The organism is Novosphingobium panipatense, assembly GCF_900182875.1.
Lineage (GTDB): Bacteria > Pseudomonadota > Alphaproteobacteria > Sphingomonadales > Sphingomonadaceae > Novosphingobium > Novosphingobium panipatense.
On sequence record NZ_FXUI01000005.1, the window covers coordinates 132,189 to 156,505 of the forward strand.

Consider the following 24,317-nt stretch of genomic DNA (forward strand, 5'->3'; position numbering starts at 1 on the left):
CAGCTCCAATGCTATGTGGGGCGGACGGTTCGCGGAAGGACCGTCTGCGATCATGCGCGAGATAAATGCCTCGATCCCCTTCGACAAGGCATTGTGGCGGCAGGACATCGCGGCGAGCAAGGCGCATGTCGCCATGTTGGCCGCCTGCGACATCGTTTCGGATGCCGATGCGGTGGCGATCCGCGACGGCCTCGACGCTGTTGGCGCGGAGTACGAGGCGAACGGCGTGCCCGAGGACTGGGACCTCGAGGACATCCACATGACCACCGAGTCGCGCCTTGCAGAGCTCATCGGGCCTGCTGCGGGACGCCTCCACACGGCACGCTCGCGCAACGACCAGGTGGCGACGGATTTCCGTCTCTGGGTGCGCGACGCCATGGATCAGGCCGATGCCGGGCTTGAAGCGCTACAGGTGGCGCTCGTCACCCGTGCGGCCGAACACGCCGATTCGATCATGCCGGGCTTCACGCACCTGCAGACTGCCCAGCCAGTCACTCTCGGCCATCACCTGATGGCCTATTACGAGATGATCGGGCGTGACCGTTCGCGCTTTGCCGATGCCCGCACGCGCATGAACCGCAGCCCGCTTGGCTCTGCGGCGCTGGCCGGGACCGGTTTCCCGATCGACCGCGAGATGACCGCCCAGGCGCTCGGTTTCGATGGGCCGACGGACAACAGCCTCGATTCGGTGTCGGACCGGGACTTCGCGCTCGATTACCTGATGGCAGCCAGCCAGTGCGCACTGCACCTGTCGCGCCTGGCGGAGGAGTTCATCATCTGGGCGAGCCAGCCCTTCGGCTTCGTCGCCCTGCCGGACGCGCTTTCGACCGGCAGTTCCATCATGCCGCAGAAGAAGAACCCGGATGCGGCCGAACTGGTCCGCGGCCATGCGGGCCGCATTTCCGGTTGCCTCATGTCGCTGATGATGACGATGAAAGGCCTGCCGCTCGCCTATTCGAAGGACATGCAGGATGACAAGCCGCCGGTGTTCGAAGCGTCCGGCCTGCTGGCGCTCTCCATCGCGGCGATGACGGGGATGGTCGCGGACACCCGCTTCCGCACCGAACGGATGCGCGCTGCCGCCGAACTGGGCTACGCGACCGCGACCGACCTTGCCGACTGGCTGGTGCGCGAAGGCGACATCCCCTTCCGTGAAGCGCACCACATCACCGGCGCTGCGGTCAAACTGGCGGAGCAGCGCGGGATCGCGCTCGACGCGCTGCCGCTGGAGGATCTCCAGGCCATCGACAACCGCATCGACGACCGCGTATTCAAGGCGCTGTCGGTCGAGGCTTCGGTCGCCGCCCGCAAGTCGCACGGCGGGACCGCGCCCGATCAGGTGCGCCTGCGGGTGGCCGAAGCCCGCGCCGCCCTCGGTCTGGAGTAATTCGATGAAGAAGGTCGTGATCGCCGTGATGCTTCTGAGCCTCGCCGCGTGCGGGCAACGCTCGGCACTCGGCCTGAAACCGGGGCAGCAGTTGCCGCCGGCGCCTTATGGGCGTGCGGACAAACCTGGGGCCACGGAACTGCTCACGACACCCACCATCGCCATTCCCGAGCGCAGCGTCGAACTGCGCACCCGCTCGGAGGAGCGGCAGGACGATCCCTTCGACCTGCCGCCGCCCGAAGCGCCCCAGCCCGAGTAAGCCTTTCCATGGATCATTTCGAATACGTCGCCGGCGAACTCCACGCCGAACAGGTGCCTCTGTCCGCCATCGCCCGCGAAGTGGGTACGCCGGTCTACGTCTATTCCCGCGCGACCCTGTCACGCCACGCACGCGTCTTCCGTGAGGCGCTGTCCGCACTTCCGGCGGTGCACATCGCGTTTGCGGTCAAGTCCAACCCGAACCTCGCCGTCCTGCGCCTGCTCGCTTCGGAAGGCTACGGCGCTGACGTCGTCTCCGAAGGCGAGATGAACCGCGCACTGGCGGCCGGGATGAAGGCGGAGGACATCGTCTTCTCCGGCGTCGGCAAGACCCGCTCCGAACTTGCGGCGGCTGTGCGCGCCGGGATCGGGCAGTTCAACCTGGAAAGCGAGGAGGAGGGCGTCGAACTCTCCGGGATCGCGCTCGAACTGGGCCGCAGGGCCACCTGCACGCTGCGCGTCAACCCGGACGTGGATGCGCGCACCCACGCCAAGATCTCCACCGGCAAGGCGGAGAACAAGTTCGGCATCGCCTATGATCGTGCGCCGGGCATTTACGCGCGGCTCTCGGCCCTGCCCGGCCTGGAGATGCGCGGACTTGCCGTTCACATCGGCAGCCAGATCAGCGATCTCGAACCCTCCCGTCAGGCCTTCATCAAGATGGGGGCGCTGATGGAAGCGCTGCGCGCAGACGGCCTCTCGGTCACGCACATGGACCTGGGCGGTGGCCTTGGCGTGCCGTACAAGGCGGGTGATGCCCTGCCGACACCGGCCGACTATGGCCGCATGGTCGCCGAGGTGGCCGCCGACTGGGGCGTAACGCTCATGTTCGAGCCGGGCCGGGTGATCACCGGCAACTCGGGCGTGCTCGTCACCGAAGTCGTGCGCGTCAAGCAGGGCACGAACGCCCCGTGGGTGGTGGTGGACGCGGCGATGAATGATCTTGCGCGGCCTGCCATGTACGACGCCTGGCACGACTTTGCGGCCGTGCAGCCCAGCGGGGAAAGCATGACGGCCAACATCGTCGGCCCGATCTGCGAAAGCTCCGACACCTTTGCAATGGGACGCACGATCGACGCCGTGAAGGCGGGGGATCTTGCCGTATTCCGGACGGCAGGCGCTTATGGCGCGACGATGGCGAACACCTACAACAGCCGTGCGCTGGTGCCCGAGGTGATGGTCGACGGTGACAAGTGGGCGATCGTTGCGAACCGCATCGATCCCGCGACGATCCTGGCGGCCGAGCAGGTGCCGGACTGGCTCGCCTGATGCCGCTGCCGCTGCCGCCGGCTCGCGCATGATCGACGCGCTGCCCCTATTTCATCGGATCGCCGGGAAGCCGGTGGTCGTGCTGGGTGACGGGGACGCCGCCGAGGCCAAGCGGCGGCTGGTGGAGCGGGCCGGGGCGCTCGTCCTGACCACGATCGAGGACGGAGAGGCGCAAGGGGCGCGGCTCGCCTTCGTCGCACACGAGGACGATGCCTCGGCGCAGGCGGATGTGGACCGGGCGCGCCGGGCCGGAATGCTGGTGAACGCGACGGATCGACCGGCCCTGTGCGACTTTACCGTTCCTTCCATTCTCGACCGCTCCCCCGTGCTGGTGGCGGTGGGAACCGGCGGCGCATCGGCCGGGCTCGCGAAGCAGCTGCGCCTGCGTCTGGAGGTCTTGCTCCCTCAGTCGCTCGGATCTCTCGCGACGGGGCTGAGAGGCGCGCGGGCGGCGCTGCGGGAACGCTTCCCCGATGCGGTTGCCCGACGGCGCGCCATTGATGATGCGCTTGCCACCGGAGGGGTGCTCGATCCCCTGGCGGAGAACGGCGCGTCGCGCGTGCAACAGTGGCTCGCGGGTGCCCGCGCGACGGGCGGCGGCAGTGTGGAAATTCGCCTGCGCAGCGAGGATCCGGACGATCTCACCCTTCGTGAGGCGCGGCTCCTCGGCACGGCGGACGTGGTGCTGCATGACGAAGACATCGGAGCGCAAATTCTTGATCGCGTGCGTGCTGACGCCGTCCGCCGCAGTCTAGCCGAAGGGACACCTCCCGCTTCATCGCGTGCATTGACGGTTATCCTGCGGCGCCCGCTCTAGGCGCTTTTCAGAACATTCCACCGGCCAGAGCGTCGATCGCGCCCTGCAGGATCACTGCGGCCGCAGCCGAGTCGATCCGCGTGGCCCGCTTGGCGCGGCTCATGTCCTGTTCGATCAGGCCGCGCTCCGCGCCGGTGGTGGACCAGCGCTCGTCCCACAAGAGGATCGGCAGGTTCAGCACGCCCAGATTGCGCGCGTACGCACGGCTCGACTGTGCGCGGGGACCTTCTGAGCCGTCCATGTTGAGCGGCAATCCGATCACAACGCCCCGGATCGAGCGTTCGCGGATCAGGGCTTCGAGCAGGGCCTTGTCCGCGCCGAACTTGCCGCGCTTGATTGTCTTGCCGGGAGAGGCGAAGCGCCAGCCGGCATCGCAGAAGGCGGTGCCGATGGTCTGCGTTCCAAGGTCCAGCCCCAGCAGCGTGCCTGCGTCGGGCAGGGCGTCGCGAAAGGCGAGCGCGCTGGTGGTGATGATCACTTCTGGTTCGCCAGCCACGCTTGGGTTCGCCTTTCGAAGTCAGCCCTCAGATTGGCCCAGAACAGGGTCATATCATAGAGGTGGTAGTTGTTTCCGGGAAGCACGTAAGCGCCAAGCTCGAGCTTGGGTGGCGGACCGATGTGCAGGAAATCGTCGGCACCGCAGCTTGCGGGCACGGCCTTGGGAACGAGCTTGCCGGTTCGCGCCTCGAAATCGGGGACGAGCGTTCCCAGGTTCGATGCTGCGCCCGCGCTGGAACCGGGCGTGCCGTTCAACGGATTGGTGCAAAGGAACGCGCTGCCGCCGACCGGCTGGCCGTCGAGTCCGGTGCGGCGGGCATAGGCCTTGAGCAACATTCCCGTTTCGGCAGGATCGGCGACCGAAAGCCAGCTCACTATGCAGCCGGGCTGGTCGGCCCGCGTGCATGCCGGCACGCCCATGCGCGGCAGGTCATGGGTGAGCGACACGGGCCAGCCGATCACCCAGGCGCCGACCAGCCGCTCGGCGAGCGGCTTGCCCGCCACGCGATCGCGCAGGAGCCGGCGGAGGAGGAAGGCACCCTGGCTGTGACCGGCAAGGGCGATGGGCTGCCCCGGCCGCAGGTGCCGTGTGAAGATCTCGAAGGATGCCAGCACGTCCGCATAGGCGAGGTCGATCGCCTGTCCTGCCTCTTGCTTGGCGGTCAGGAAGGCACCGACCGCCGCCTGGCGATAGCGCGGAGCCCATACCGCCTCCGCTGTGTTGAACGGGCTCGCCATGCCCTGCACGAAGAGGTCGGCCCGCTCTCGGCTTGCGCCGTCATCCAGCGAGGCGTTCCAGGCGTCCCGCGCTATGTAGCTCGTCGGATGCAGGAAAAACACCGCCACGGGGAGCCTGGCTTGGGGAGCCGCGAACCCCGGGGGCAGCCAGCGTGACGGATCGTCCTTCTTGCCGGGACGGGCGACCCACATGGACGGGTTCTCCCAGGTTTCGGGCGGCAGTGCCTGCTGCTCAGCGAAGGACGTGGTCGGCACGAAGGCCATCTCAGTCAGGTCGTCGGACCAGAACCACAAGGCCAGCATCAGCGCCAGAACCGCTACGGTCAGACCCGCGATCAGGTAGAGGAACTTGCGCGCCATGGGATCAGTACGCCTTTGCCGCGTCCGTCCGGGGCCGCAGGCTTGTGAAGGCCCGCCCCTCACGAAGCGCCGACCACCAGGAGAGCGGGTTCCAGCTCTGCGAACCGTCGAGCGAGAACGTGATGAACTCGGCCCGCCCACCGATGTCCGACAGCGGGACCGGTCCGCCCAGGCCGCCATCGGGTTGCCCGCGGCTGTTGGTGTAGAAGGGCGCCCGGCTGTCGGCGGAGCGATCCCGGTCGTCTCCCATCAGGAAGACATGGCCTTCCGGGACGATCGTTTCAGGATAGTTGTCGAGGCGCTGGTCGATGTAGTCGATGGTCTGGTAGCTGGCGCCGTTCGGGAGCGTTTCTCGGTAGGTGGGCAGCTCGTAGACCTCGTGCCCGGAGGGCAAGCGGGTTCGGTACTGCTCGAAGCCGTCGTAGCAATGGCCGGGCTCCTGACCCTCGCAGGTCAGGTGATCGTCGGCGGCGATCTGCACCGGCGGCTCGATCTCGCGAGGGATGAAGCGGCCGTTGAGGCGGATACGTCCGTCGATCACGGCGATGCGGTCTCCCGGGCGGGCGACCACGCGCTTGATGAGGTCAGCGTTCCGGTTGCGCGGAACCACGATCACGATGTCGCCGTATTCCGGCACCTTGCCGAGGATGCGCGTGGCCGAGCGGGGGAGCAGGTGAAAGCTCAGTGAGGACCAGTTCCAGCCGTAGGGATACTTCGACACGACCAGCCGATCCCCGACCAGAAGTCCTGGCATCATCGAGATCGAGGGGATGTAGAACGGCTTGGCGACCAGAGAGTGGAAGGCCAGGACGCCCAGCAGCATGAAGGCAAGGCCGCGCAGTTCCTGCAGCCAGTGCGTCGCCCGGGCCTGCGGCTGGCTCGCTTCAACGGTGCCCTGGTTGGCCGGATGCTTGTCCGTCCGGGCGGTCTGTTCCGTCATGTCGGAGAGAAAACTCGCGTGAGAGTTGAATGTAATCAAGGAAGCGGACGCGCTTCGAGCACCACGAACGCCTGCGCCCAGGGGTGATCATCGGTGAGGGTCAAATGCACCACCACCTCGTGCCCGCGGGGAACCATCGCCTCGAGCCGGGCCCGGGCTCCGCCCGTGAGCGCAAGAGTCGGAGCACCGGAGGGCGCGTTGACGACACCGATGTCCTTCATGAACACGCCCGCCTTGAATCCCGTGCCGACCGCCTTGGAAAAGGCTTCCTTGGCCGCGAACCGCTTGGCGAGCGTCCCGGCGACCGTATGCGGACGGCGCGCGGCCTTCGCCCGCTCCGTCTGTGTGAACACGCGGTTGAGGAACCGCTCGCCATAACGGTCGAGCGAGTTCTGGATGCGCTCGATGTTGCACAGATCGGAGCCGAGACCGATGATCATGCCGTTGCCCGCGGTCGCGCCTTCATCACCGTACCTCGTCCATCAACGCGCGCATCTTCTTCACGCTGGCCTCCAGGCCGGTGAAGATCGCTTCGCCGATGAGGTAGTGGCCGATGTTCAGTTCCGCCAGTTGCGGTATGGCGGCGATGGGCTGCACATTGTCGTAGGTCAGGCCATGTCCGGCGTGAGGCTCGATCCCGTTCTTGGCCGCGAGCGCGGCCATGTCGACGATGCGCCGCAATTCGTGCGCTACCTGCTCGCCTTGCGCGTGCGCGTACTCGCCCGTGTGGAATTCCACCACCGGTGCGCCGAGCTTCATGGCCGCCTCGATCTGACGCGGCTCCGGCGCGATGAACAGGCTGACGCGGATCCCTGCATCGGACAGGCGGCCGACGATGGGCGCCAGCCGGTTGTGCTGACCCGCCGCGTCAAGTCCGCCCTCGGTCGTGCGCTCCTCGCGCCGTTCGGGCACGATGCAGGCGGCGTGCGGGCGATGCCGCAGGGCGATATCGAGCATCTCGTCGGTCGCGGCCATCTCGAGGTTGATGGGCAACCCGGTGGCGTCCGCCACGCGCTGCAGGTCCTCGTCGCGGATGTGCCGCCGATCCTCCCGCAGGTGCACGGTGATCCCGTCCCCACCGGCAGCCGCCACGATCTGCGCCGCACGCGCCGGATCGGGATGCTCGCCCCCGCGCGCGTTGCGGATCGTCGCGACGTGGTCGATGTTGACGCCGAGGCGCAGGCGCGCGGGGTTGTGGACGTTCATTGGCTTATCCCATCGGTTCGTTACTGGGCGCGGCTGCCCGGCTTCACGGCTGGCGTGGCGGCGAGTTCGGGCGGCAGTTCGTCCGGAGCATAGGTCGGGAAGTTGAGCGCCACGAGCGGGAAGAACGGCACGCCGAGATCGACCGCCCCGGCCGAGCGATCGACCAGCGAAGCCGCCGCGATCACGATGCCACCGGCCTCCTCGATGGCCTTGATGGCTTCGCGGCTGGAGAGGCCGGTGGTCACCACGTCCTCGACCATGAGCACCTTGTCGCCCGGCTCGAGCGAGAAACCGCGGCGCAGCTCGAAGGTGCCGGTGGGGCGTTCGACGAACATTGCGTCAACCTGCAGCGCACGACCCATTTCCTGGCCGATGATGACGCCGCCCATTGCGGGCGAGACGACCTTGGTGATCTGCTTGCGAATATCGTGCGGCAACTTGGCGGCGATGGCCACGGCAAGACGAGCGGCACGATCCGGGTTCATCAGGACACGCGCGCACTGAAGATAATGCGCGCTGTGGCGACCGGACGAGAGCAGGAAGTGCCCTTCCAACAGCGCCTTGCTGGCGCGAAATTCGGCGAGGACCTCTTCTTCGAGCATGGATGACTTACCTCTGGAGCGTTTTTCGAGCGATGTCGCGCAGTTCGCCTGCGCGTTACGGCAAAAATTCCCCTAGAGGCGCTTGAGACGGGCGGCAAGGCCGCGTATAGCCCCGCCCAAAGGGGGCAGAACGCCTTCATAACAGGGGTGCGCGCGAGAGCGGTCGATACGGTCCGCGCGTTCGAAGGAAGTGGAAGCGCAAAAAACCATGACATCCGGCAAGACTTCGTTCGGCGTGGGAAGGGCGGTCTCGTCGCTCGCTCTCTCCCTCGCCGCTGCTCTGACCACTGCATTGCCGGCTTTCGCGCAGGAAGCGCCTGCCGCTCCGTCCGCTTTGGCTACCGGCGCCGCCAATGGCGCGGCGCAGGCGTCCGGCGCGGGCAGCTACACGCCCATGGCACCCACGCCGGGGATCGGCATGCCGGTCGATGGCGGCATCGGTCTGCAGGAACAGTTCTCCAAGGTGGGTGAATACGGCCATGCCATTCACCACGGGCTGCTCTGGGTGATCGGCCTCATCACCCTGTTCGTCCTGCTTCTGCTGGTGATCGTGGCCGTGCGCTTCAACCGCCGCTCCAATCCCATTGCCTCCAAGACGAGCCATAACACGCTTCTCGAAGTGGTGTGGACGCTGCTGCCGGTGCTCATCCTGGTCGGCATCGCCGTTCCTTCGATCGACCTCATCGCGAAGCAGTACAAGCCCGCTCCCAAGGATGCGCTGACCATCAAGGTCACGGGCAATCAGTGGTTCTGGACCTACGGCTACCCTGACAACGGTGACTTTGAAGTCATCTCGAACATGCTGAACGTGCCGGGCGCGCCTGTCATCAACAACGGCGTGCGCGAAGTGGGCTCGCAGCCTTGGGACGGCCCTTCGCAACTCGAAGTGGACAACCGCATGGTGGTGCCGGTGGGTGAACCGATTCGCCTGCAGATCACCGCCGCAGACGTCATCCACTCGTTCGCCATTCCCTCCCTCTGGTTCAAGCTGGACGCGGTGCCCGGTCGTATCAACGAGAAGGTGCTCGTGATCGAGAAGCCGGGCGTCTACTACGGCCAGTGTTCCGAGCTGTGCGGCGTGAAGCATGCCTATATGCCGATCGCCATCGAAGCTCTTCCGCGCGACAAATACAACGCCTGGGTCCTCACGCATGCCGGCGGCGAAATCGACGGCCAGGACAAGCCGGCTCCGGCTACGGCAGCCCCCGTTCCGACGGCGGATGCCTCCGAAGCCCCCGTGGTCGATGCGACCGCCGAAGCCGAATAATAGCGAATTAGAGGACAGGGTCCCGAACCATGGCAACCACCGCTGACCACTTCCAGGCGCATCCGGAAGACCACAGTCACCACGACCACGATCACAAGCCGGCCTTCTTCGCGCGCTGGTTCATGTCGACCAACCACAAGGACATCGGCACGATGTACCTCATCTTCGCGATCTTCGCGGGGATTGTCGGTGGTCTCTTCTCCGGCATGATGCGCGTCGAACTTGCCGAACCGGGCATCCAGTATCTCGATACGTTCGCGACGTGGTTCGGGGCCGTGAACCCGGACTTCAACTCCACCCTGCATACGTGGAACGTTCTGATCACTGCCCATGGCCTCATCATGGTGTTTTTCATGGTGATGCCGGCCATCATCGGTGGGTTCGGCAACTGGTTCGTGCCGCTCATGATCGGTGCGCCGGACATGGCGTTCCCGCGCATGAACAACGTCTCGTTCTGGCTGACGTTCTTCGGCTTCATCTCGCTGCTGTTCTCGGCTTTCGTTCCGGGCGGCACGGGCAATGGCGCCGGCACCGGGTGGACGGTCTACGCCCCGCTCTCCACCTCGGGTTCGCCCGGGCCAGCGGTTGACTTCGGTATCTTCGCCCTGCACCTCGCCGGTGCGGGTTCGATCACTGGCGCCATCAACTTCATCACCACCATCCTCAACATGCGCGCGCCGGGCATGACCCTGCACAAGATGCCGCTGTTCGTCTGGTCGGTGCTGGTCACGGCGTTCCTGCTGCTGCTGTCGCTCCCGGTACTTGCTGCGGCGATTACCATGCTGCTGACCGACCGCAACTTCGGCACCACGTTCTTCGATGCGTCGGGCGGCGGCGATCCAGTCCTGTACCAGCACCTGTTCTGGTTCTTCGGCCACCCCGAAGTGTACATCATGATCCTGCCGGGCTTCGGCATCATCTCGCAGATCGTCTCCACCTTCTCGAAGAAGCCGGTGTTCGGTTACCTCGGCATGGCCTATGCCATGGTCGCGATCGGCGTGGTCGGGTTCATCGTGTGGGCCCACCACATGTATGCGACCGGACTGTCGGTAAACACGAAGATGTACTTCACCGCCGCGACCATGGTCATCGCGGTGCCGACCGGCGTGAAGATCTTCTCGTGGATCGCGACCATGTGGGGCGGTTCGATCGAGTTCAAGTCGCCGATGGTCTGGGCGATCGGCTTCATCTTCCTCTTCACCGTAGGCGGCGTCACCGGCGTGGTGCTCGCCAACGGCGGTGTCGACGACGTGCTGCACGACACCTACTACGTGGTGGCGCACTTCCACTACGTGCTGTCGCTCGGTGCCGTCACCGCGCTCTTCGCAGGGTTCTACTACTGGTTCCCGAAGATGAGCGGTCGCATGCATTCGGAGTTCCTGTCGCACGTCCACTTCTGGGTGTTCTTCGTGGGCGTGAACATGATCTTCTTCCCGATGCACTTCCTGGGCCTGCAGGGTATGCCGCGCCGCTATCCCGACTACGCGGACGCCTATACCCAGTGGAACCACGTCGCGACGATCGGCTACATGGTGATGGCGGCCAGCCTTGTGGTCTGGTTCATCAACATCATCTACGCGTTCACCGCCGGAAAGCGCGCAGCAGACAACTACTGGGGCGAAGGCGCCACCACTCTCGAGTGGACGCTGTCCAGCCCGCCGCCGTTCCACCAGTTCGAAACCCTCCCGGTCATCGGCGAGACGGCGCACCACTGATCGGCAAGGCCTCCCGCCAAGCCTGAACCAGCAATCCAGGGCCACTCGCGCGGGCAGCCCTGGATTGCTTGCATCCGGCCCCCTCGCTTTTCAGGCGGACGCGGGTGTAAGAGCGATGATCATGAATCCGACGAGTCCCTCATCTGCCGCCACGCCCATGCCCGCCGACTGGCGCGATCTCATCGCGCTGACGAAGCCACGGGTGATGAGCCTGGTGATTTTCACCGGCCTGTGCGGCCTTCTTGCCGCGCCGCAGACCATCCACCCGGTTCTCGGGTTCACGGCGATCCTGTGCATTGCCATGGGCGCGGGCGGCGCGGCGGCGCTGAACCAGTGGTGGGAAGCGGATCTCGACGCGGGCATGAAGCGCACCGCCAAGCGGCCGCTGCCCCAGGGACGGCTCGACCGGACGACAGCCCGGGATTTCGCGGGCGTGCTTTGCGCCGCATCCGTGTTCCTGATGGGCTTTGCGATCAGCTGGCTTGCCGCGGCGATCCTGGCGATATCGATCGTCTATTACGCGGTGGTCTATACGATCTGGCTCAAACCGCGTACGCCGCAGAACATCGTCATCGGGGGCGGGGCGGGTGCCTTCCCGCCGTTGATCGGCTGGATTGCCGCGACCGGACAGATCACACCCATGCCGGTCGTGCTGTTCGCCATCATCTTCTTCTGGACACCGCCGCACTTCTGGGCGCTCGCGCTCTTCGTGAAGACGGACTACGCAAAGGTCGGCATCCCGATGATGCCGGTCGTGGCGGGGGAACGCGCCACTCGCCGCCAGATCCTCGCCTATGCTGTGCTCCTCCTTCCGCTGAGCGCTCTCCCGTGGTGGCTGCCTGGCGACGAGCATGCCGGCGCGATCTACGGCGTCTCGGCGCTCGTCCTCTCGAGCATCTTTCTTGTGCTCTCGATTCGTGTGGGCCTGCGCGAGCGCAGTGGCGAGGATGACGCCATGAAGCCGGAAAAGCGACTGTTCGCCTACTCCGTGCTTTACCTCTTCGCCCTGTTTGCCGCGCTGGTCGTTGACCGCTACATCCCTCTTTGATTCAAGCGCTTTGACGGACAGGACCATGTCGGAACCCAAGGACCAGCAGACTTTCGAGCAGATCCGTCGCAGCCGCAACCGCGTGCTGGCACTGAGCCTTGCCGGCTTCGTGATCCTCGTGTTCTTCATATCGATCGCAAAGATGGGCTGATGAGCGCGGGCAGGGCTTCGAGCAACCGCAAGGTTGCGCTGATGGCGGCCTCGGCTGCCGTGGCGATGCTTGGACTGGGGTTCGCATCAGTGCCGCTGTACCGCATCTTCTGTCAGGTGACGGGTTTCGGTGGCACCACCCAACGCGTCGACGAGGCGAGGGCCGCCACGGTTCAGGATAGCGGCCGGACGATGTCCGTGCGCTTCGATGCCAACGTCGAGCGGGGGATGCCCTGGGAGTTCAAGCCGCTGCAGCGCACGGACACGGTGACGATCGGCGGGCGCGACATGGCGCTGTTCTGGGCGAAGAACACCTCAGACAAGACCATCGTCGGCACGGCAAGTTTCAACGTCGAACCGGAACAGGCGGCGCGGTATTTCAACAAGGTGCAGTGCTTCTGCTTCACGGAGCAGACCCTAAAACCGGGCGAAGAAGTGCGCATGCCGGTTCTCTATTACATCGATCCGGCGATCCTGAACGACGTGAACAACAAGGACGTCGAGCAGATCACCCTGAGCTACACCTTCCACGTGACGTCGGTAAGTGACGGCGACGCCGGTGGAAAGGCTCTGGACCAAGCAGGAACTGGCGGTTAAGGCCGACACGGGAAGCGCCTGCGCGTACAATGCCTTGCCCGGATGCAAGGGGCGGCAGGCGGCAATTGAGACTGGATGAACGGGGACGAAGGCAGCATGGCAGGCACGAAGCACCACGATTACCATATCCTTCCGCCTGACATCGCGCCGCTGGCGACGACGGTCGGCGCCTTCGTGTTCACCTCGGGCATGGTCCTGTTCATGCACGACATGCCGGGCGGCAGCTTCGTGCCCTGGGCCGGTTTCGCGCTGCTGATCGCCGCGATGTTCATGTGGTTCTCGAAAATCGTCAAGGAGGCGCATGCGGGCGACCACACCCCGGTCGTGCAGCTCCACCAGCGCTACGGCATGATCCTTTTCATCGCCTCGGAGGTGATGTTCTTCGTCGGCTGGTTCTGGGCGTTTTTCGACTTCTCGTTGTTTCCCTCGGAACTTGCGGAGACCATCGGCGGCCAGTGGCCCCCCAAGGCTATCGAAGCCGTCATGGACCCGTTTGCGCTGCCGCTGCTCAACACTTTGATCCTGCTGTGTTCCGGCACCACGGTCACCTGGGCGCATCACTCGCTGATCCACGGGGATCGGGATGGCTTGAAGAAAGGCCTGTGGGCGACGATTCTGCTGGGCGTGCTCTTCTCGTTCATTCAGGCGTACGAGTACATGCACGCGCCGTTCGGCTTTGGCGGCAACACCTACAGCTCGGCCTTCTACATGGCGACGGGGTTCCACGGGTTCCACGTGATTGTCGGCACGATCATGCTGATCGTCTGCCTCAAGCGTACCTACAACGGCGATTTCACGCCGCGCCAGCACTTCGGCTTCGAAGCTGCGGCGTGGTACTGGCACTTCGTCGACGTGGTGTGGCTGTTCCTTTTCGTCGCCGTCTACGTCTGGGGTGGCTGGGGCTATCCCACGCACTGATCGACCCGCCACGACATCCGAAAAGGGCAGCCGGACACGCTTCGGCTGCCCTTTTCGCATCAGGAAACGCCTATGCGCCGCATCCCCATCATTGCCACGCTCGTTGTGCTCGCCGCAGTGGCGACCATGATCGCGCTGGGCTTCTGGCAGTTGCGCCGCATGCATGAGAAGGAAGCGCTGCTGGCGCAGTATGCGGCTGCGCAGTCCAACCCGGCACCGGTCCACTGGACGGCGGTGGGCGTGGGACCGGAGCTGCTCTACCGCCGGGCCTGGCTGACCTGCCATTCGGTGACGAACCGCAGCAGCATCGCCGGTCGCAACGCCTCGGGAGAACCCGGGCTGGCGCAGACCGCCCGATGTGCGCTGCCCGGCGGGGTCTCGGCGCTGGTCGTGCTTGGCTGGTCCCGCCAGGTCAACCGGGGTGAATGGCGGGGCGGGCACGTGACCGGGGTCATCGCCCCGGGGCCGCGGCTCGTGGCGATACCACCGGTCGGCGGACTTGAAGCCAACGCCCTTCCGGATCCCTCGGAGCTCCCCAACAACCACTTGTCCTATGCGATGCAATGGTTCTTCTTCGCGGCGACGGCTTTCGTGATCTTCGTGGTGGCGCTTCGTCGCAGGCGGTAGGGGGCCGCCCGGCGGCTCTGCAAGAGTCCGGCTGGAGCCGCTGAAATCGTTTCTTTCACGACCTCAGCCAAGGACAGCCTTTTCATTTCGCCACTTCACGGGTAACCGCGCTTTCCCATGGACTACATCAGCACCCGCGGCAGCGCACCGGCGCTTGACTTCGAAGGCGCGACGCTCGCCGGCCTCGCATCGGATGGCGGGCTCTATGTCCCGCGCGAATGGCCCCGGTTTTCCGAGCAGGAGATCGCGAGCTGGGCGGGACTGCCTTACGCGGAACTCGCCGCCAAGGTCATGGCGCCTTTCGTGGAAGGCAGCCTCACCGAAGAGCGGCTGCTGGAGCTGACGACACAGGCCTATGGCCGTTTCGCTCACGACGCGGTTACACCCCTGGTGCAACTCGATTCGCAGCAATGGCTGCTCGAACTGTTCCATGGTCCGACGCTGGCATTCAAGGATGTGGCGCTGCAGTTTCTGGGCCTGTTGTTCGAGGAGTTCCTCGGACGATCGGATCGCAACCTGACGATCGTTGGCGCCACATCGGGTGATACCGGTTCGGCCGCGATCGATGCGGTTGCCGGACGCGCGAAGGTGGACATCTTCATGCTCCACCCCAAGGGGCGGGTGTCGGACGTTCAACGCCGCCAGATGACCACCGTGCTGGCGCCTAACGTGCACAATCTGGCTTTGGAACACGCCAGCTTCGATGATGCGCAGGCCATCGTGAAGCGCATGTTCAACGACAAGGGCATGACGGACCGGTTCGCCATCGGCGCGGTCAATTCCATAAACTGGGCACGGCTGATGGCGCAGGTCGTCTACTACTTCGCGGCCGGCCTGCAGCTTGGCGCGCCCGGCCGCAAGGTCGCCTTCTCAGTGCCGACGGGGAACTTCGGCGATGTCTTCGCCGGCTATGTGGCCGCTCAGATGGGTCTGCCGATCGAAAGGCTGATCGTCGCCACGAACGTGAACGACATTCTTCACCGCGCCCTGGCAGAAGGCGACTATTCGCAAGGCACGGTGACGCCGACCGCAGCGCCGTCGATGGACATTCAGGTCTCGTCGAATTTCGAGCGGCTGCTCTTCGATCTGGGCGGCCGTGATGGCGGGGCCCTGGCCGAGCAGATGGCCGGCTTCGAAGCGACGAAGGCAATGAAGCTGACCAACGCGCAGCGGGAGGGGGCCTCCGCCTTGTTTTCGTCGGCCCGCGCGGATGCGGACGAGATGGCTTCGACCATTCGCTGGGCGTACGAACACTGTGGCGAACTGATCGATCCTCATACCGCCTGCGGCCTTTTCGCAGCGCGCAGCGCGGGCATTGGGGCCGGCATTCCCGTCGTCACGCTGGCGACCGCGCATCCTGCCAAGTTTCCCGAAGCGGTTGAGCGTGCAACGGGCCAGCGGCCGACGCTCCCCACCCGCGTCGGAGACCTGTTCGAGCGTGAGGAGCGGTACGCCTCGATAGCGGGTGAGTACGGCGCAGTGGCCGCTTTCGTGGCGGAACACGCCAGTCCGAAGGTCTGATGGCACAGCTTGTCTCTCAACCCCTCGTCCTCGCTGGCGAAGGATGGCAGGACTACGGGCTCGTCGATTCGGGGCATGGTCGCAAGCTGGAGCGCTACGGCGACTACCGCTTCGTTCGTCCCGAACCGCAGGCCATGTGGACGCCGCGCAGGGCAGACTGGGATGCGCACGGAGAATTCGTCCCCGGCTCCGACGAGGACGGCGGCGGGCGCTGGCATTTCGACAAGCCGGTCCCGCGTGAGGGCTGGCCCCTGGCCTGGAACGAAGTGGCGTTCACTGCGCAATGTACCCCCTTCCGGCATCTGGGTTTCTTCCCGGATATGGCACCCGTGTGGGACTGGATGCGCGCCATGCTGGCCGACCGAACCGACGCCAGCACGATGAACCTGTTCGGCTACACGGGCGTGGGCACCATGGCGCTTTCCGCGCATGGTCCCGTGACTCACGTCGACGCGTCCAAGAAGTCGGTGGCGCAGGCGCGCGAGAACGCCACGCTGGCAGGCCTGCAGGACCGGCCGGTGCGCTGGATGATCGACGATGCCGCAAAGTTCGCGGCGCGCGAGGTGCGGCGCGGCAAGCGCTACGATGGCATCATTCTCGATCCGCCCAAGTTCGGGCGGGGCCCCGGGGGCGAAACCTGGCGGTTGGAAGAGAACCTGCCCGCGCTTCTGGCGGACTGCCGGCGCCTGCTCGATAGCGAAAGCCGGTTCCTTTTCCTTACCGTCTATGCAGTGCGGATGTCCTCATTGGCCCTTGCCGGTCTCATGAACGAACTCTTTGCGGAGCTGCCGGGCACGATCGAGCACGGTGATCTGGCAGTTCGCGAGGACGAGGGGGGCCGTCTCCTGCCAACGGCGATATTCGCGCGCTGGTCGAATCCCGGCTAAGGGGCGCGCATGATGGCCGATTCGCTTATTCTTGAAGTTGCCGACTTTGAGCAGGATGTCCTTACGGGCATCTACTCCGAGGAGACCGGCAAGCCGCAGCCCCTGCGTTTCACGATTTCCGTGAAGCTCAGGCCGGCGGATCATTACGCCCCCGATACGCCGCTGACGGCGAGCAAAAACTACATGGACCTGAAGTTCGCGGCGTCCGAGGCGCTGCCGCAGGGGGTGCATTTCAAGCTGATCGAAGCGGTGGCGGATCACATCTGCGAGACGCTGTTCCTCCAGGACGAGCGTGTCGAAGCGGTGACGGTGAAGATCGTGAAGCTTGCGCTGACCGAAGTGAACGAGCGGATCGGGATGACGCTCACCCGGGTACGCCGGTGAAGGAGCTTCTGCATCTTGGGCCGCTGTCTGAGGACGCGCTCGAGGCTGCGGTCGATTTCCACGCACGGCTGCTGCCCGGTATCGAGGCCACGCTCGCGGGCGGCGCCGATCCGCTGACGCTGGTGTTTCTGCCGGCTGGCAACGAACACCGCGCCTGGCGCCTCGCCGCCGTGCAGGGGCTGGCGCGGCGCTTTGCACCCTCCCGGGTCAACGCGATCGTGAGCGACGAAGCGGACGCGATACGCGCGGCGCAGCGCTGGATCGAGGGCGCGGGCGGCGTCACGGGGCAATTGTTGCCGCTGGATGGAACCGGCGCCGCCGGAGTGCTATATCAGGAAGAATGAGCCCGCCGCAGCCTCTTGTGGATCAGTTCCAGCGCAGGATCACATACCTGCGCCTTTCGGTGACGGATCGCTGCGACCTGCGCTGCGCCTACTGCATGCCCGAGCGCATGACCTTCCTGCCGAAGAAGGAGGTGCTCACGCTCGACGAGATGCACGACCTTGCACTGGGATTCATGGCGCGCGGCATCACCAAGCTGCGCCTCACCGGCGGAGAGCCGCTTGTGCGCCGCGACATGATGGACCTCGTGCGGGCACTCGGGCGGCGGATCGGCAACGATGAAGGCCATGGCCACCTTCAGGAACTGACGCTTACGACCAACGGCACGCGACTCGCGGAGTTCGCGGATGAGCTGCGTGCAGCGGGTGTGCGGCGCATCAACGTCTCGCTTGATACACTGGATCGTGCGACGTTCGCCCGGCTGACGCGGCGCGATTCGCTTCCGCAGGTGCTTGAAGGCATGGCCGCGGCAAAGGCGGCCGGTCTCGAGGTGAAGATCAACACGGTCGCCCTCAAGGGCATCAACGAGCACGAAATCGCCGATATTATCGCCTGGGCTCACGGACAGGGGTTCGGGGTCACGCTGATCGAGGTCATGCCTCTGGGCGAGGTGGAGGAGGATCGCATCGATCACTACCTGCCGCTGATGCACGTGCACGACGACCTGTCCCGCCGATGGACCCTGACGCCAAGCGCGCACCGCACCGGCGGGCCTGCGCGGTACTGGGATGTTGCCGAAACGGGCGGGCGGCTTGGCCTCATCACACCGTTGACGAACAACTTCTGTGAAGGCTGCAACCGGATCCGGGTGACCGCCACCGGCCAGCTTTACGCCTGCCTCGGCGGCAATGAGCGGGTCGACCTGCGCGCGGCTCTGCGTTCGGACGATCCGGATCGGGCGTTGGCCGAAGCGCTCGACACCGCCATGCGCATAAAGCCCGCGCGCCACCACTTCGCCATTGATGAACGCGGCGCCGCGCCGGCGCTGGCCCGCCACATGTCGATGACCGGGGGGTGACATTGCCGAAGAAACTGGTGTTCCTGGGGCGTCTCGAAGATCTCGCAGGGGGTCCCTCCCAGGACATTGCCAAAGCGGGGCCGCTGGCCTGGAACGATCTTCTGGCGACACTTGGTGAACGGCATTCGCAGGCGCTTGTGGATGCGGTTCAGGCGGACAAGGTCAGAATTGCCGTCAATGGCGTCTTGATCGCCGACAAGACCGCACTGGTCCTTGCCGATGGCGACGAGATCGCCTTCCTGCCGCCCGTTTCAGGGGGCTGATGTGGTGGACGCACCGGTGCCTTCAGATGTGCGCCTCCTTGCCTCCTCCTTCGATCCGGCGGAGGAACTGCGCGCCTTTGCCCAGGCTCATCCCGGGTCGGGGGGCGTCGTCAGCTTCCTTGGCCAGGTGCGTGAAGGCGGGGGCGTGGAAGCGCTTGAACTGCAGCACTACGCGCCCCTGACCCTTCCGGCGATGGAAGCGCTGGCGAGACAGGTCCGGGCCCGCTGGAACCTTGACGGCCTGCTCATCCTCCATCGCAGCGGAGTGATGCTGCCTGCGCAGCCCATCGTGCTGGTGGCCGCGGCCGCACGCCACCGCCGCGATGCCTTCGCCGCCGCCGATTACGCCATGGACCACCTGAAGAGCGAATCGTGGTTCTGGAAGCGCGAAAAAGTCGCCGGGGAGTGGCGCTGGATCGAACCGCGCGAACAGGACTTCGAAGACATCGCCCGCTGGCAGTGAACGCGCGAGGGGAGTGGCCTGCGCGGGACTTTTCAACCAGACCGTCTACGGCGTAGCACCGCCTGCACGAAGGCCTCGAGGTCCTCGGCATCGACGTCGAGCACTTCGTCCCAGTCCTCCAGCACAGCCTCGACATCCTCCCGAATGGAGAGAGGCTGCGGCGTTGCGGGTGCGACGTGAGGCCACGGATGGCCAGTGCTGTTGTTGTAGACCCATCCGAATCCGCACAGGACAAGGACGTTGGCGATGATCGGAAGCAGCATCGTCGCGTCCCACGGCGACGGCCCGGTGGCTCCGAGCGCGCAGAGAAGGGCGCAGGCTCCGCCCGGCGGGTGCAGGCAACGCAGAAGGGACATGGCGGCGATCGCCGCACCGACCGCCACGCTTGCTGCGAGCCACGGGTTGCCGAAGAGATGGCCGATCACGAGGCCAAGCACGGAGGACAGCAGGTTGCCGCCAAGCACGGCCCAGGGTTGCGCAAGGGGGCTTGCCGGTACGCAGAACACCAGGACCGCCGATGCGCCGAGTGGAGCCACAAGGAAGGGGAGCGCATCGCCATGGCGGCCCAGCAGCATCCAGGTAACGGCACCGGCGAGGGCAATGCCAAGGACACCGCCCAGGGCACCGCGTATCCATCCAAGCTGTCCCACGGCGGGAAGGCGCCGGGGCAAGTGCGGTGTAGCGTCCGATGGCCCGATCATGCCGCGCCCTATGGCGCAGGATGCCGCCGGTTGCGAGGGCAGACTTCCCTTGCCGGGGAATAGCCGAGCTTTTCAGAACTTGAGCTTATAACGCACCATCGCCCGCTGGCTGACCTGACCACCGCCTATTCCCGCCGATTCGAGCTCGACGCCGAGCGTCGATGTTTCGCTCAGCGACATCTCCGCGCGGGGCAGGCCTTCTGCCGTTACGTAAGTGTCGGGAAGCGGGCGGACCCGCTCTTTTTCGGCGTCGGGTGCGCAGACGACAATTTCGCCGGGGCGCCCCTGCGGGCAGCGAGGCTTCACCGCGCGAAGGTCTACGCGCTCCCCCGTCTGCGGAAGCTCGGCAAGATCGAACAGCGGAGCCGTAAGAACGGGCGGCGTCGGTACGTGGTCGGCAGGCGGCATGAACGTGTCCGTGCAAAGCGAAGGGCCTTGCAAGAACGCCACGCAATCAAGGCGGATTGATGACGCGAGAAAACCCGGTCCTCGTCTGGAGAACCGGGCTGCGGCAACTTCGGAACAGCCGCCTTTTCAGGCGAACTTTCCTGCCCGGACGATCTCGGCGAGCGGCTTGCGATTGCTCGCCACCTCACGCTCCTGGAGAAATGCGGGTAGGGAGGTCTTGTCGCCCATGCGGCCGATGGCAAAGGCAGCTTCGAGACGGTGGTCGTCCGGGATGCCCAGCGCGGCTTCCGCCTCGCCAAACTTGAGGCCGGTCATACCGTGGGTGTGATACCCCAGCGCCTGCGCCTGAATAGCCGCCAGCGCCCAGGCTGCGCCCGCGTCAAAGCTGTGGCTGTGATTCGCCGAGTCTCCCTTGTCCGACCGCATGAGCCGGTCGGACACCACGAAGACAAGCGCGGAGGCATCCTTGGCCCACCCTGCGTTGAAGTCGATCAGCTGCGAGAGGAACAGTTCCCAGTTTTCATCCCCTTTCCTTGCATACAGCAGGGTCCAGGGCTGGACGTTGTAGGCCGACGGGGCCCACCCGGCTGCTTCCAGGATCGTGTCGAGGTCCTCTTGCGGTATTTCGCTGCCGTCGAACGCGCGGGGAGACCAGCGGTCGACGATGAGCTTTTCGATCCGGGGATTGGCGATACGTCCGGTCATCTGGATTGATCCTTCTTCTGCGTGCAAAAAAGTACAGGCAGGAGGGCACGGGCTGCGGCCCTCCTGCGGCTGGTCAGGCTGCGTCTACCAGAACCAGCTCCGCGTCCTCGAGAGCGGTCACGGTGATGGTGGCGAGCCCGGTGATGGCAACCCCGTCACGAGCGCCCGCTTCGACGTCGCCAACGCGGATGCGGCCGGTAGAAGCGACCAGATAGCTGTGGCGAGCCGCATCGGTGCTGTACGTGACCGTTTCGCCGGCCTTGATCGTGGCACCCAGGACGCGGGCGTCGGCGTTGATCCGCAGCGCCTCGTCATCGCCCGTCATGCCGCTGGCGAGTGTCACGAAACGTCCAGTCCGGTCGTCCTTCGGGAAGGGCCGGGTGCCCCAGCTGGGATCCTCACCCCGCCGGTCCGGCATGATCCAGATCTGGAACAGCGTGGTGTCCTCGTCCTCCAGGTTGTACTCGGAGTGCTGGATGCCGGTTCCGGCGCTCATTACCTGAACGTCGCCGGCTTCGGTCCGGCCGGTGTTACCAAGGTTGTCGCGATGCGTGATCGCCCCTTTGCGGACATAGGTGACGATCTCCATGTCCCGGTGCGGATGCGGAGGAAAGCCGGTCCTGGGAGCGATGGTATCGTCATTCCACACGCGCAGCCGTCCCCAGTTGGTACGGGCCGGGTCATGGTAGTCTCCGAAGGAGAAGTGGTGATGCGCGTCGAGCCAGCCGTGGTTTGCGGCGCCGATGCTGCCGAAAGGACGAAGTTCTATCATGGTACACTCCTTGAGGTATGCCGAGGTAGCGTTCCCTCTTGAAGCCTGGTTAGCGGTTTGCGGTGTCCAGGATAACTGTTATAAATTGCAGAAACATGTTCGGAAATTTTGAATGGTCGACGTTGTACCGCCCAGTCTGGATCACCTGCGCTGCTTTCTCGCCGTAGTCGAAGAAGGAAGCTTCAACGCGGCGGCCCGCCGTCTTGGCCGTGCCATATCCGTCGTCAGCTATGCGATCGCGCAGCTCGAAAGCCAGCTCGATGTCCGCCTCTTCGATCGCGAAGGGTCGCGCCGGCCGCAGCTCACCCCGGCCGGTAGAGCGCTGCTTTCGGAAGCTCATGCGATTTCGGACGATGTCGACGCGCTGCTTGCCAAGGTGCGCAGCCTGAAGCAGGGGCTGGAGCCGGAGCTGTCCATCGCAGTGGACGTGATGGTACCGGGCAGCGTGCTGGCCCGTCTCCTGCGGGATTTCCAGGCCCGCTTTCCGACCGTGCCGCTGCGCCTGCACATCGAGGCGCTGGGTGCCGTAGCGGCTCTGGTGCTGGATGGGCGGGCAACGCTAGGTATCGCCGGCCCGGATATCATGGACATGCCCGAGATCGAGCGGGAGCGGATCGGCAGTGTCGAGATGGTCCCGGTTGCAGCCCCCGACCATGCACTGTCCAAGCTGGATCGCATCGTGCCGGGCGAAACGCGCAAGCACCTCCAGCTGGTCTTGACCGATCGCTCACCTCTCACCGAAGGGCGGGACTTCTCGGTATTCAGTCCCCGTTCGTGGCGCTTGGCCGATCTCGGCGCGAAGCATGCGCTGCTGAAGGAAGGTATCGGCTGGGGGTCGATGCCCCGGCATGTGGTGAGCGGCGACATCGAGTCGGGCGCCCTCGTCGAGCTGCAGCTGCCGGAAAGCACGACTTTGAATTACGCGCTGGTCGCCATGTGGCGCAAGGACTGCCTGCCCGGACCGGCCGCCGTGTGGGTACTGGATGAACTGCGCGATCGGCTGGCGGCCTGTGCGCCTGCAGGCTGACGCCCTGCTCTTGCCGCGCCGGCTTTCTTCCCCCACTTAAGAGCCATGACTGCTACCCGCCTTTTCGGCCGCGCCTTGGTCCGGCTTTCCCCGCGTTCCGGTTCGCAGGAGAACGTCGTCGATTTCCTGCAGGGACTGGTGACCGCCGATGTGTCGGGACCGCTGCCGGTGTGGGCGGGCCTGCTGACGCCGCAGGGAAAGGCGCTGTTCGACTTCATCGTCTGGCCTGCAGGGGATGGCCTGCTGCTCGATTGTGAGGCCGATGGCGCCGACGCTTTGGTGAAACGCCTTTCCCTCTACCGCCTGCGCAAGGCGATTGATATAGCCCGGGACGACGGTCTTACCGTCCAGTGGCGGCCGCATGTGGGCGACGGGGCAGCGCCCGATCCGCGTCTTGCGGCATTGGGCGAACGCTGGATAGCCCCTGTCGAGGACACCGGTGTGCAGGGTGGTGGAGCGGACGCGGCGTGGCTTGCACACCGTCTCGCCCTTGGCGTCCCGGAGGGACGGGGCGAACTCGGCGATGGGGAAACCCTCTGGCTGGAATGCAACGCCGCCGAGCTGAACGGCGTCAGCTTTACCAAGGGCTGCTATGTCGGGCAGGAAAACACCGCACGCATGAATTGGCGGCAGAAGATCAACCGGCGACTGGTCGTCGTGCCGCTGGATCGTTCCGACGAGAAGCGGCGGCGTGCGTCCTATCCCGAGTTGGGATTTGCGGTCGACCACCTGCGAGTCGAGGATATCGCTCCCGACCTGATGCCGTCATGGCTGACTGAAAAAGCCTGAGGCGACCGGCTACGCGGCGTTGAGCGCGGTTGGCGGCCCGGCCGCCCGGCCTGAGCTGGAGAGATCGGCAACATAGACGCGTACGGGGGTGTCCAGTCCTCGGCTGGCGCTGGGGCGCGGCCGAAGCTCGCCCGTGTCCCTGAAGCCTGCGCTTTCCAGCACGTCACCCGTACGCCAGCTGTCGGCGAAGTGGCACGCCACGATGCGTCTGTGGCCCAGGGTCCGTGCCTGGTTGATCACCGCGCGCAAGGCTTCACTGGCGAAGCCTCGGCCGCGGTAGCGGGGGGCGATCCAGTAGCCCACCTCTACGTCGTCGTCGCTTCGGCCAAGGCCGATGCCGCCCACGAGCTCTGCGCCGGTGGGGGATCGCAGATACATGAAGAAGTGGGGAAGGTGGAGATCGCGCGGTCGGTTCAGATACACGCGCAGCTCATCAGCCGTGCGGGGCAGCTGTGTGACGCCCAGGTTGCGCTGGATGTCCTCCTCCGCCAAAATCTCGACAAGATCGCCGAGATCTTCCGGCCACGCGGGCCTCAGAAACAGTCTCTCCGTGCGGACGAACATTACAGGGTTCTCCGTCGTGCTTTTTGCGAATCGGATTATGCACGCATGCAGCAGAGCTTGCACGCGCTTTGGTTCC

General features: G+C 65.4%; 31 protein-coding genes. 20 read left to right on the plus strand and 11 right to left on the minus strand.

The window, feature by feature from the left end; genetic code table 11:
• Positions 1–13 precede the first annotated feature (13 nt).
• From argH to QOL62_RS10085, 4 genes are read left to right on the plus strand one after another with little or no spacing between them, the layout of a single operon-like run.
• On the plus strand, positions 14–1,387 hold the full coding sequence (argH, locus tag QOL62_RS10070; RefSeq protein WP_103728032.1) for an argininosuccinate lyase: 1,374 nt from the start codon (positions 14–16) through the stop codon (positions 1,385–1,387).
• A 4-nt stretch (positions 1,388–1,391) separates the two neighbouring features.
• The gene (locus QOL62_RS10075) at positions 1,392–1,646 is read left to right on the plus strand and encodes a hypothetical protein (protein ID WP_103728033.1); all 255 of its coding nucleotides are present in this window, start codon (positions 1,392–1,394) and stop codon (positions 1,644–1,646) included.
• 8 nt (positions 1,647–1,654) lie between these two features.
• The gene (gene lysA, locus QOL62_RS10080; RefSeq protein ID WP_283406133.1) at positions 1,655–2,914 is read left to right on the plus strand and encodes a diaminopimelate decarboxylase; all 1,260 of its coding nucleotides are present in this window, start codon (positions 1,655–1,657) and stop codon (positions 2,912–2,914) included.
• Between the two features lie 28 nt (positions 2,915–2,942).
• Positions 2,943–3,731, plus strand: coding sequence for a precorrin-2 dehydrogenase/sirohydrochlorin ferrochelatase family protein (locus QOL62_RS10085; protein ID WP_283406134.1), 789 nt, complete (start codon positions 2,943–2,945; stop codon positions 3,729–3,731).
• A 7-nt stretch (positions 3,732–3,738) separates the two neighbouring features.
• Here QOL62_RS10085 and ruvX read toward each other — a convergent pair whose 3' ends face one another.
• From ruvX to pyrE, 6 genes are read right to left on the minus strand one after another with little or no spacing between them, the layout of a single operon-like run.
• Complete coding sequence (gene ruvX / locus QOL62_RS10090; protein WP_103728574.1) at positions 3,739–4,206, minus strand: Holliday junction resolvase RuvX; 468 nt, start codon at positions 4,204–4,206, stop codon at positions 3,739–3,741.
• Complete coding sequence (locus tag QOL62_RS10095; protein WP_283406135.1) at positions 4,206–5,327, minus strand: DUF3089 domain-containing protein; 1,122 nt, start codon at positions 5,325–5,327, stop codon at positions 4,206–4,208. Before QOL62_RS10095 ends, ruvX begins: the two co-directional genes overlap by 1 nt.
• Positions 5,328–5,331: 4 nt before the next feature.
• Positions 5,332–6,267, minus strand: coding sequence for a signal peptidase I (gene lepB / locus QOL62_RS10100; protein ID WP_283406136.1), 936 nt, complete (start codon positions 6,265–6,267; stop codon positions 5,332–5,334).
• Between the two features lie 35 nt (positions 6,268–6,302).
• Complete coding sequence (gene acpS, locus QOL62_RS10105) at positions 6,303–6,707, minus strand: holo-ACP synthase (RefSeq protein ID WP_103728038.1); 405 nt, start codon at positions 6,705–6,707, stop codon at positions 6,303–6,305.
• A gap of 25 nt (positions 6,708–6,732) precedes the next feature.
• Complete coding sequence (locus tag QOL62_RS10110) at positions 6,733–7,473, minus strand: pyridoxine 5'-phosphate synthase (protein ID WP_103728039.1); 741 nt, start codon at positions 7,471–7,473, stop codon at positions 6,733–6,735.
• 20 nt (positions 7,474–7,493) lie between these two features.
• Positions 7,494–8,075, minus strand: a complete 582-nt coding sequence (gene pyrE, locus QOL62_RS10115; protein ID WP_103728040.1) for an orotate phosphoribosyltransferase — start codon at positions 8,073–8,075, stop codon at positions 7,494–7,496.
• A gap of 208 nt (positions 8,076–8,283) precedes the next feature.
• Here pyrE and coxB point away from each other — a divergent pair, with 208 nt between their 5' ends.
• The 14 genes from coxB to QOL62_RS10185 all read left to right on the plus strand — a co-directional run bounded on the left by coxB (position 8,284) and on the right by QOL62_RS10185 (position 19,275).
• Positions 8,284–9,342, plus strand: a complete 1,059-nt coding sequence (gene coxB / locus QOL62_RS10120) for a cytochrome c oxidase subunit II (protein WP_283406137.1) — start codon at positions 8,284–8,286, stop codon at positions 9,340–9,342.
• A gap of 29 nt (positions 9,343–9,371) precedes the next feature.
• Positions 9,372–11,057, plus strand: coding sequence for a cytochrome c oxidase subunit I (ctaD, locus tag QOL62_RS10125; RefSeq protein WP_103728042.1), 1,686 nt, complete (start codon positions 9,372–9,374; stop codon positions 11,055–11,057).
• A gap of 121 nt (positions 11,058–11,178) precedes the next feature.
• Positions 11,179–12,105: a heme o synthase gene (locus tag QOL62_RS10130; protein WP_283406138.1), complete on the plus strand. Its 927-nt coding sequence runs from the start codon at positions 11,179–11,181 to the stop codon at positions 12,103–12,105.
• Between the two features lie 25 nt (positions 12,106–12,130).
• The gene (locus QOL62_RS10135) at positions 12,131–12,256 is read left to right on the plus strand and encodes a hypothetical protein (protein ID WP_255400403.1); all 126 of its coding nucleotides are present in this window, start codon (positions 12,131–12,133) and stop codon (positions 12,254–12,256) included.
• Entirely contained in the window at positions 12,256–12,852 is a 597-nt protein-coding gene (locus QOL62_RS10140) for a cytochrome c oxidase assembly protein (RefSeq protein WP_103728043.1), read from the plus strand. Before QOL62_RS10135 ends, QOL62_RS10140 begins: the two co-directional genes overlap by 1 nt.
• Before the next feature lie 96 nt (positions 12,853–12,948).
• Complete coding sequence (locus tag QOL62_RS10145; protein WP_103728576.1) at positions 12,949–13,770, plus strand: cytochrome c oxidase subunit 3; 822 nt, start codon at positions 12,949–12,951, stop codon at positions 13,768–13,770.
• A gap of 72 nt (positions 13,771–13,842) precedes the next feature.
• Complete coding sequence (locus tag QOL62_RS10150) at positions 13,843–14,397, plus strand: SURF1 family cytochrome oxidase biogenesis protein (RefSeq protein ID WP_283406139.1); 555 nt, start codon at positions 13,843–13,845, stop codon at positions 14,395–14,397.
• 117 nt (positions 14,398–14,514) lie between these two features.
• Positions 14,515–15,918 (plus strand): threonine synthase, encoded by a 1,404-nt coding sequence (gene thrC / locus QOL62_RS10155; RefSeq protein WP_283406140.1) that lies wholly within the window; start codon positions 14,515–14,517, stop codon positions 15,916–15,918.
• On the plus strand, positions 15,918–16,805 hold the full coding sequence (locus QOL62_RS10160) for a class I SAM-dependent rRNA methyltransferase (RefSeq protein ID WP_283406141.1): 888 nt from the start codon (positions 15,918–15,920) through the stop codon (positions 16,803–16,805). Before thrC ends, QOL62_RS10160 begins: the two co-directional genes overlap by 1 nt.
• 12 nt (positions 16,806–16,817) lie before the next feature.
• Positions 16,818–17,189 (plus strand): dihydroneopterin aldolase, encoded by a 372-nt coding sequence (locus QOL62_RS10165; RefSeq protein WP_103728577.1) that lies wholly within the window; start codon positions 16,818–16,820, stop codon positions 17,187–17,189.
• The gene (locus tag QOL62_RS10170) at positions 17,186–17,533 is read left to right on the plus strand and encodes a Rossmann fold domain-containing protein (RefSeq protein WP_103728047.1); all 348 of its coding nucleotides are present in this window, start codon (positions 17,186–17,188) and stop codon (positions 17,531–17,533) included. Before QOL62_RS10165 ends, QOL62_RS10170 begins: the two co-directional genes overlap by 4 nt.
• Complete coding sequence (gene moaA, locus QOL62_RS10175) at positions 17,530–18,549, plus strand: GTP 3',8-cyclase MoaA (protein WP_283406142.1); 1,020 nt, start codon at positions 17,530–17,532, stop codon at positions 18,547–18,549. The genes QOL62_RS10170 and moaA overlap by 4 nt, the downstream gene beginning before the upstream one ends.
• Complete coding sequence (locus QOL62_RS10180; protein ID WP_346770685.1) at positions 18,546–18,812, plus strand: MoaD/ThiS family protein; 267 nt, start codon at positions 18,546–18,548, stop codon at positions 18,810–18,812. Before moaA ends, QOL62_RS10180 begins: the two co-directional genes overlap by 4 nt.
• A gap of 1 nt (position 18,813) precedes the next feature.
• A complete protein-coding gene (locus QOL62_RS10185; protein WP_233203763.1) occupies positions 18,814–19,275 on the plus strand; it encodes a molybdenum cofactor biosynthesis protein MoaE in 462 nt (153 codons plus the stop codon).
• A gap of 32 nt (positions 19,276–19,307) precedes the next feature.
• Here the strand turns inward: QOL62_RS10185 and QOL62_RS10190 are convergent, their stop codons facing one another.
• The 4 genes from QOL62_RS10190 to QOL62_RS10205 form a co-directional block, all read right to left on the minus strand.
• The gene (locus tag QOL62_RS10190) at positions 19,308–19,976 is read right to left on the minus strand and encodes an HPP family protein (RefSeq protein WP_283406144.1); all 669 of its coding nucleotides are present in this window, start codon (positions 19,974–19,976) and stop codon (positions 19,308–19,310) included.
• Positions 19,977–20,048: 72 nt separating this feature from the next.
• Positions 20,049–20,384: a hypothetical protein gene (locus QOL62_RS10195; protein WP_283406145.1), complete on the minus strand. Its 336-nt coding sequence runs from the start codon at positions 20,382–20,384 to the stop codon at positions 20,049–20,051.
• A gap of 126 nt (positions 20,385–20,510) precedes the next feature.
• Positions 20,511–21,089 (minus strand): nitroreductase family protein, encoded by a 579-nt coding sequence (locus QOL62_RS10200; protein ID WP_103728053.1) that lies wholly within the window; start codon positions 21,087–21,089, stop codon positions 20,511–20,513.
• 73 nt (positions 21,090–21,162) lie between these two features.
• A complete protein-coding gene (locus QOL62_RS10205) occupies positions 21,163–21,861 on the minus strand; it encodes a pirin family protein (RefSeq protein WP_103728054.1) in 699 nt (232 codons plus the stop codon).
• Positions 21,862–21,973: 112 nt separating this feature from the next.
• On the opposite strand from QOL62_RS10205, the gene QOL62_RS10210 reads away from it, so the two are divergent.
• Positions 21,974–22,888 (plus strand): LysR family transcriptional regulator, encoded by a 915-nt coding sequence (locus tag QOL62_RS10210; protein ID WP_103728055.1) that lies wholly within the window; start codon positions 21,974–21,976, stop codon positions 22,886–22,888.
• Between the two features lie 45 nt (positions 22,889–22,933).
• Positions 22,934–23,677 carry a CAF17-like 4Fe-4S cluster assembly/insertion protein YgfZ gene (ygfZ, locus tag QOL62_RS10215; protein WP_283406146.1) on the plus strand — a complete coding sequence of 248 codons (744 nt, stop codon included), beginning with the start codon at positions 22,934–22,936 and terminating at the stop codon, positions 23,675–23,677.
• 9 nt (positions 23,678–23,686) lie between these two features.
• On the opposite strand, the gene QOL62_RS10220 is transcribed toward ygfZ, so the two are convergent.
• Entirely contained in the window at positions 23,687–24,241 is a 555-nt protein-coding gene (locus QOL62_RS10220) for a GNAT family N-acetyltransferase (protein WP_283406147.1), read from the minus strand.
• Positions 24,242–24,317: the final 76 nt, after the last annotated feature.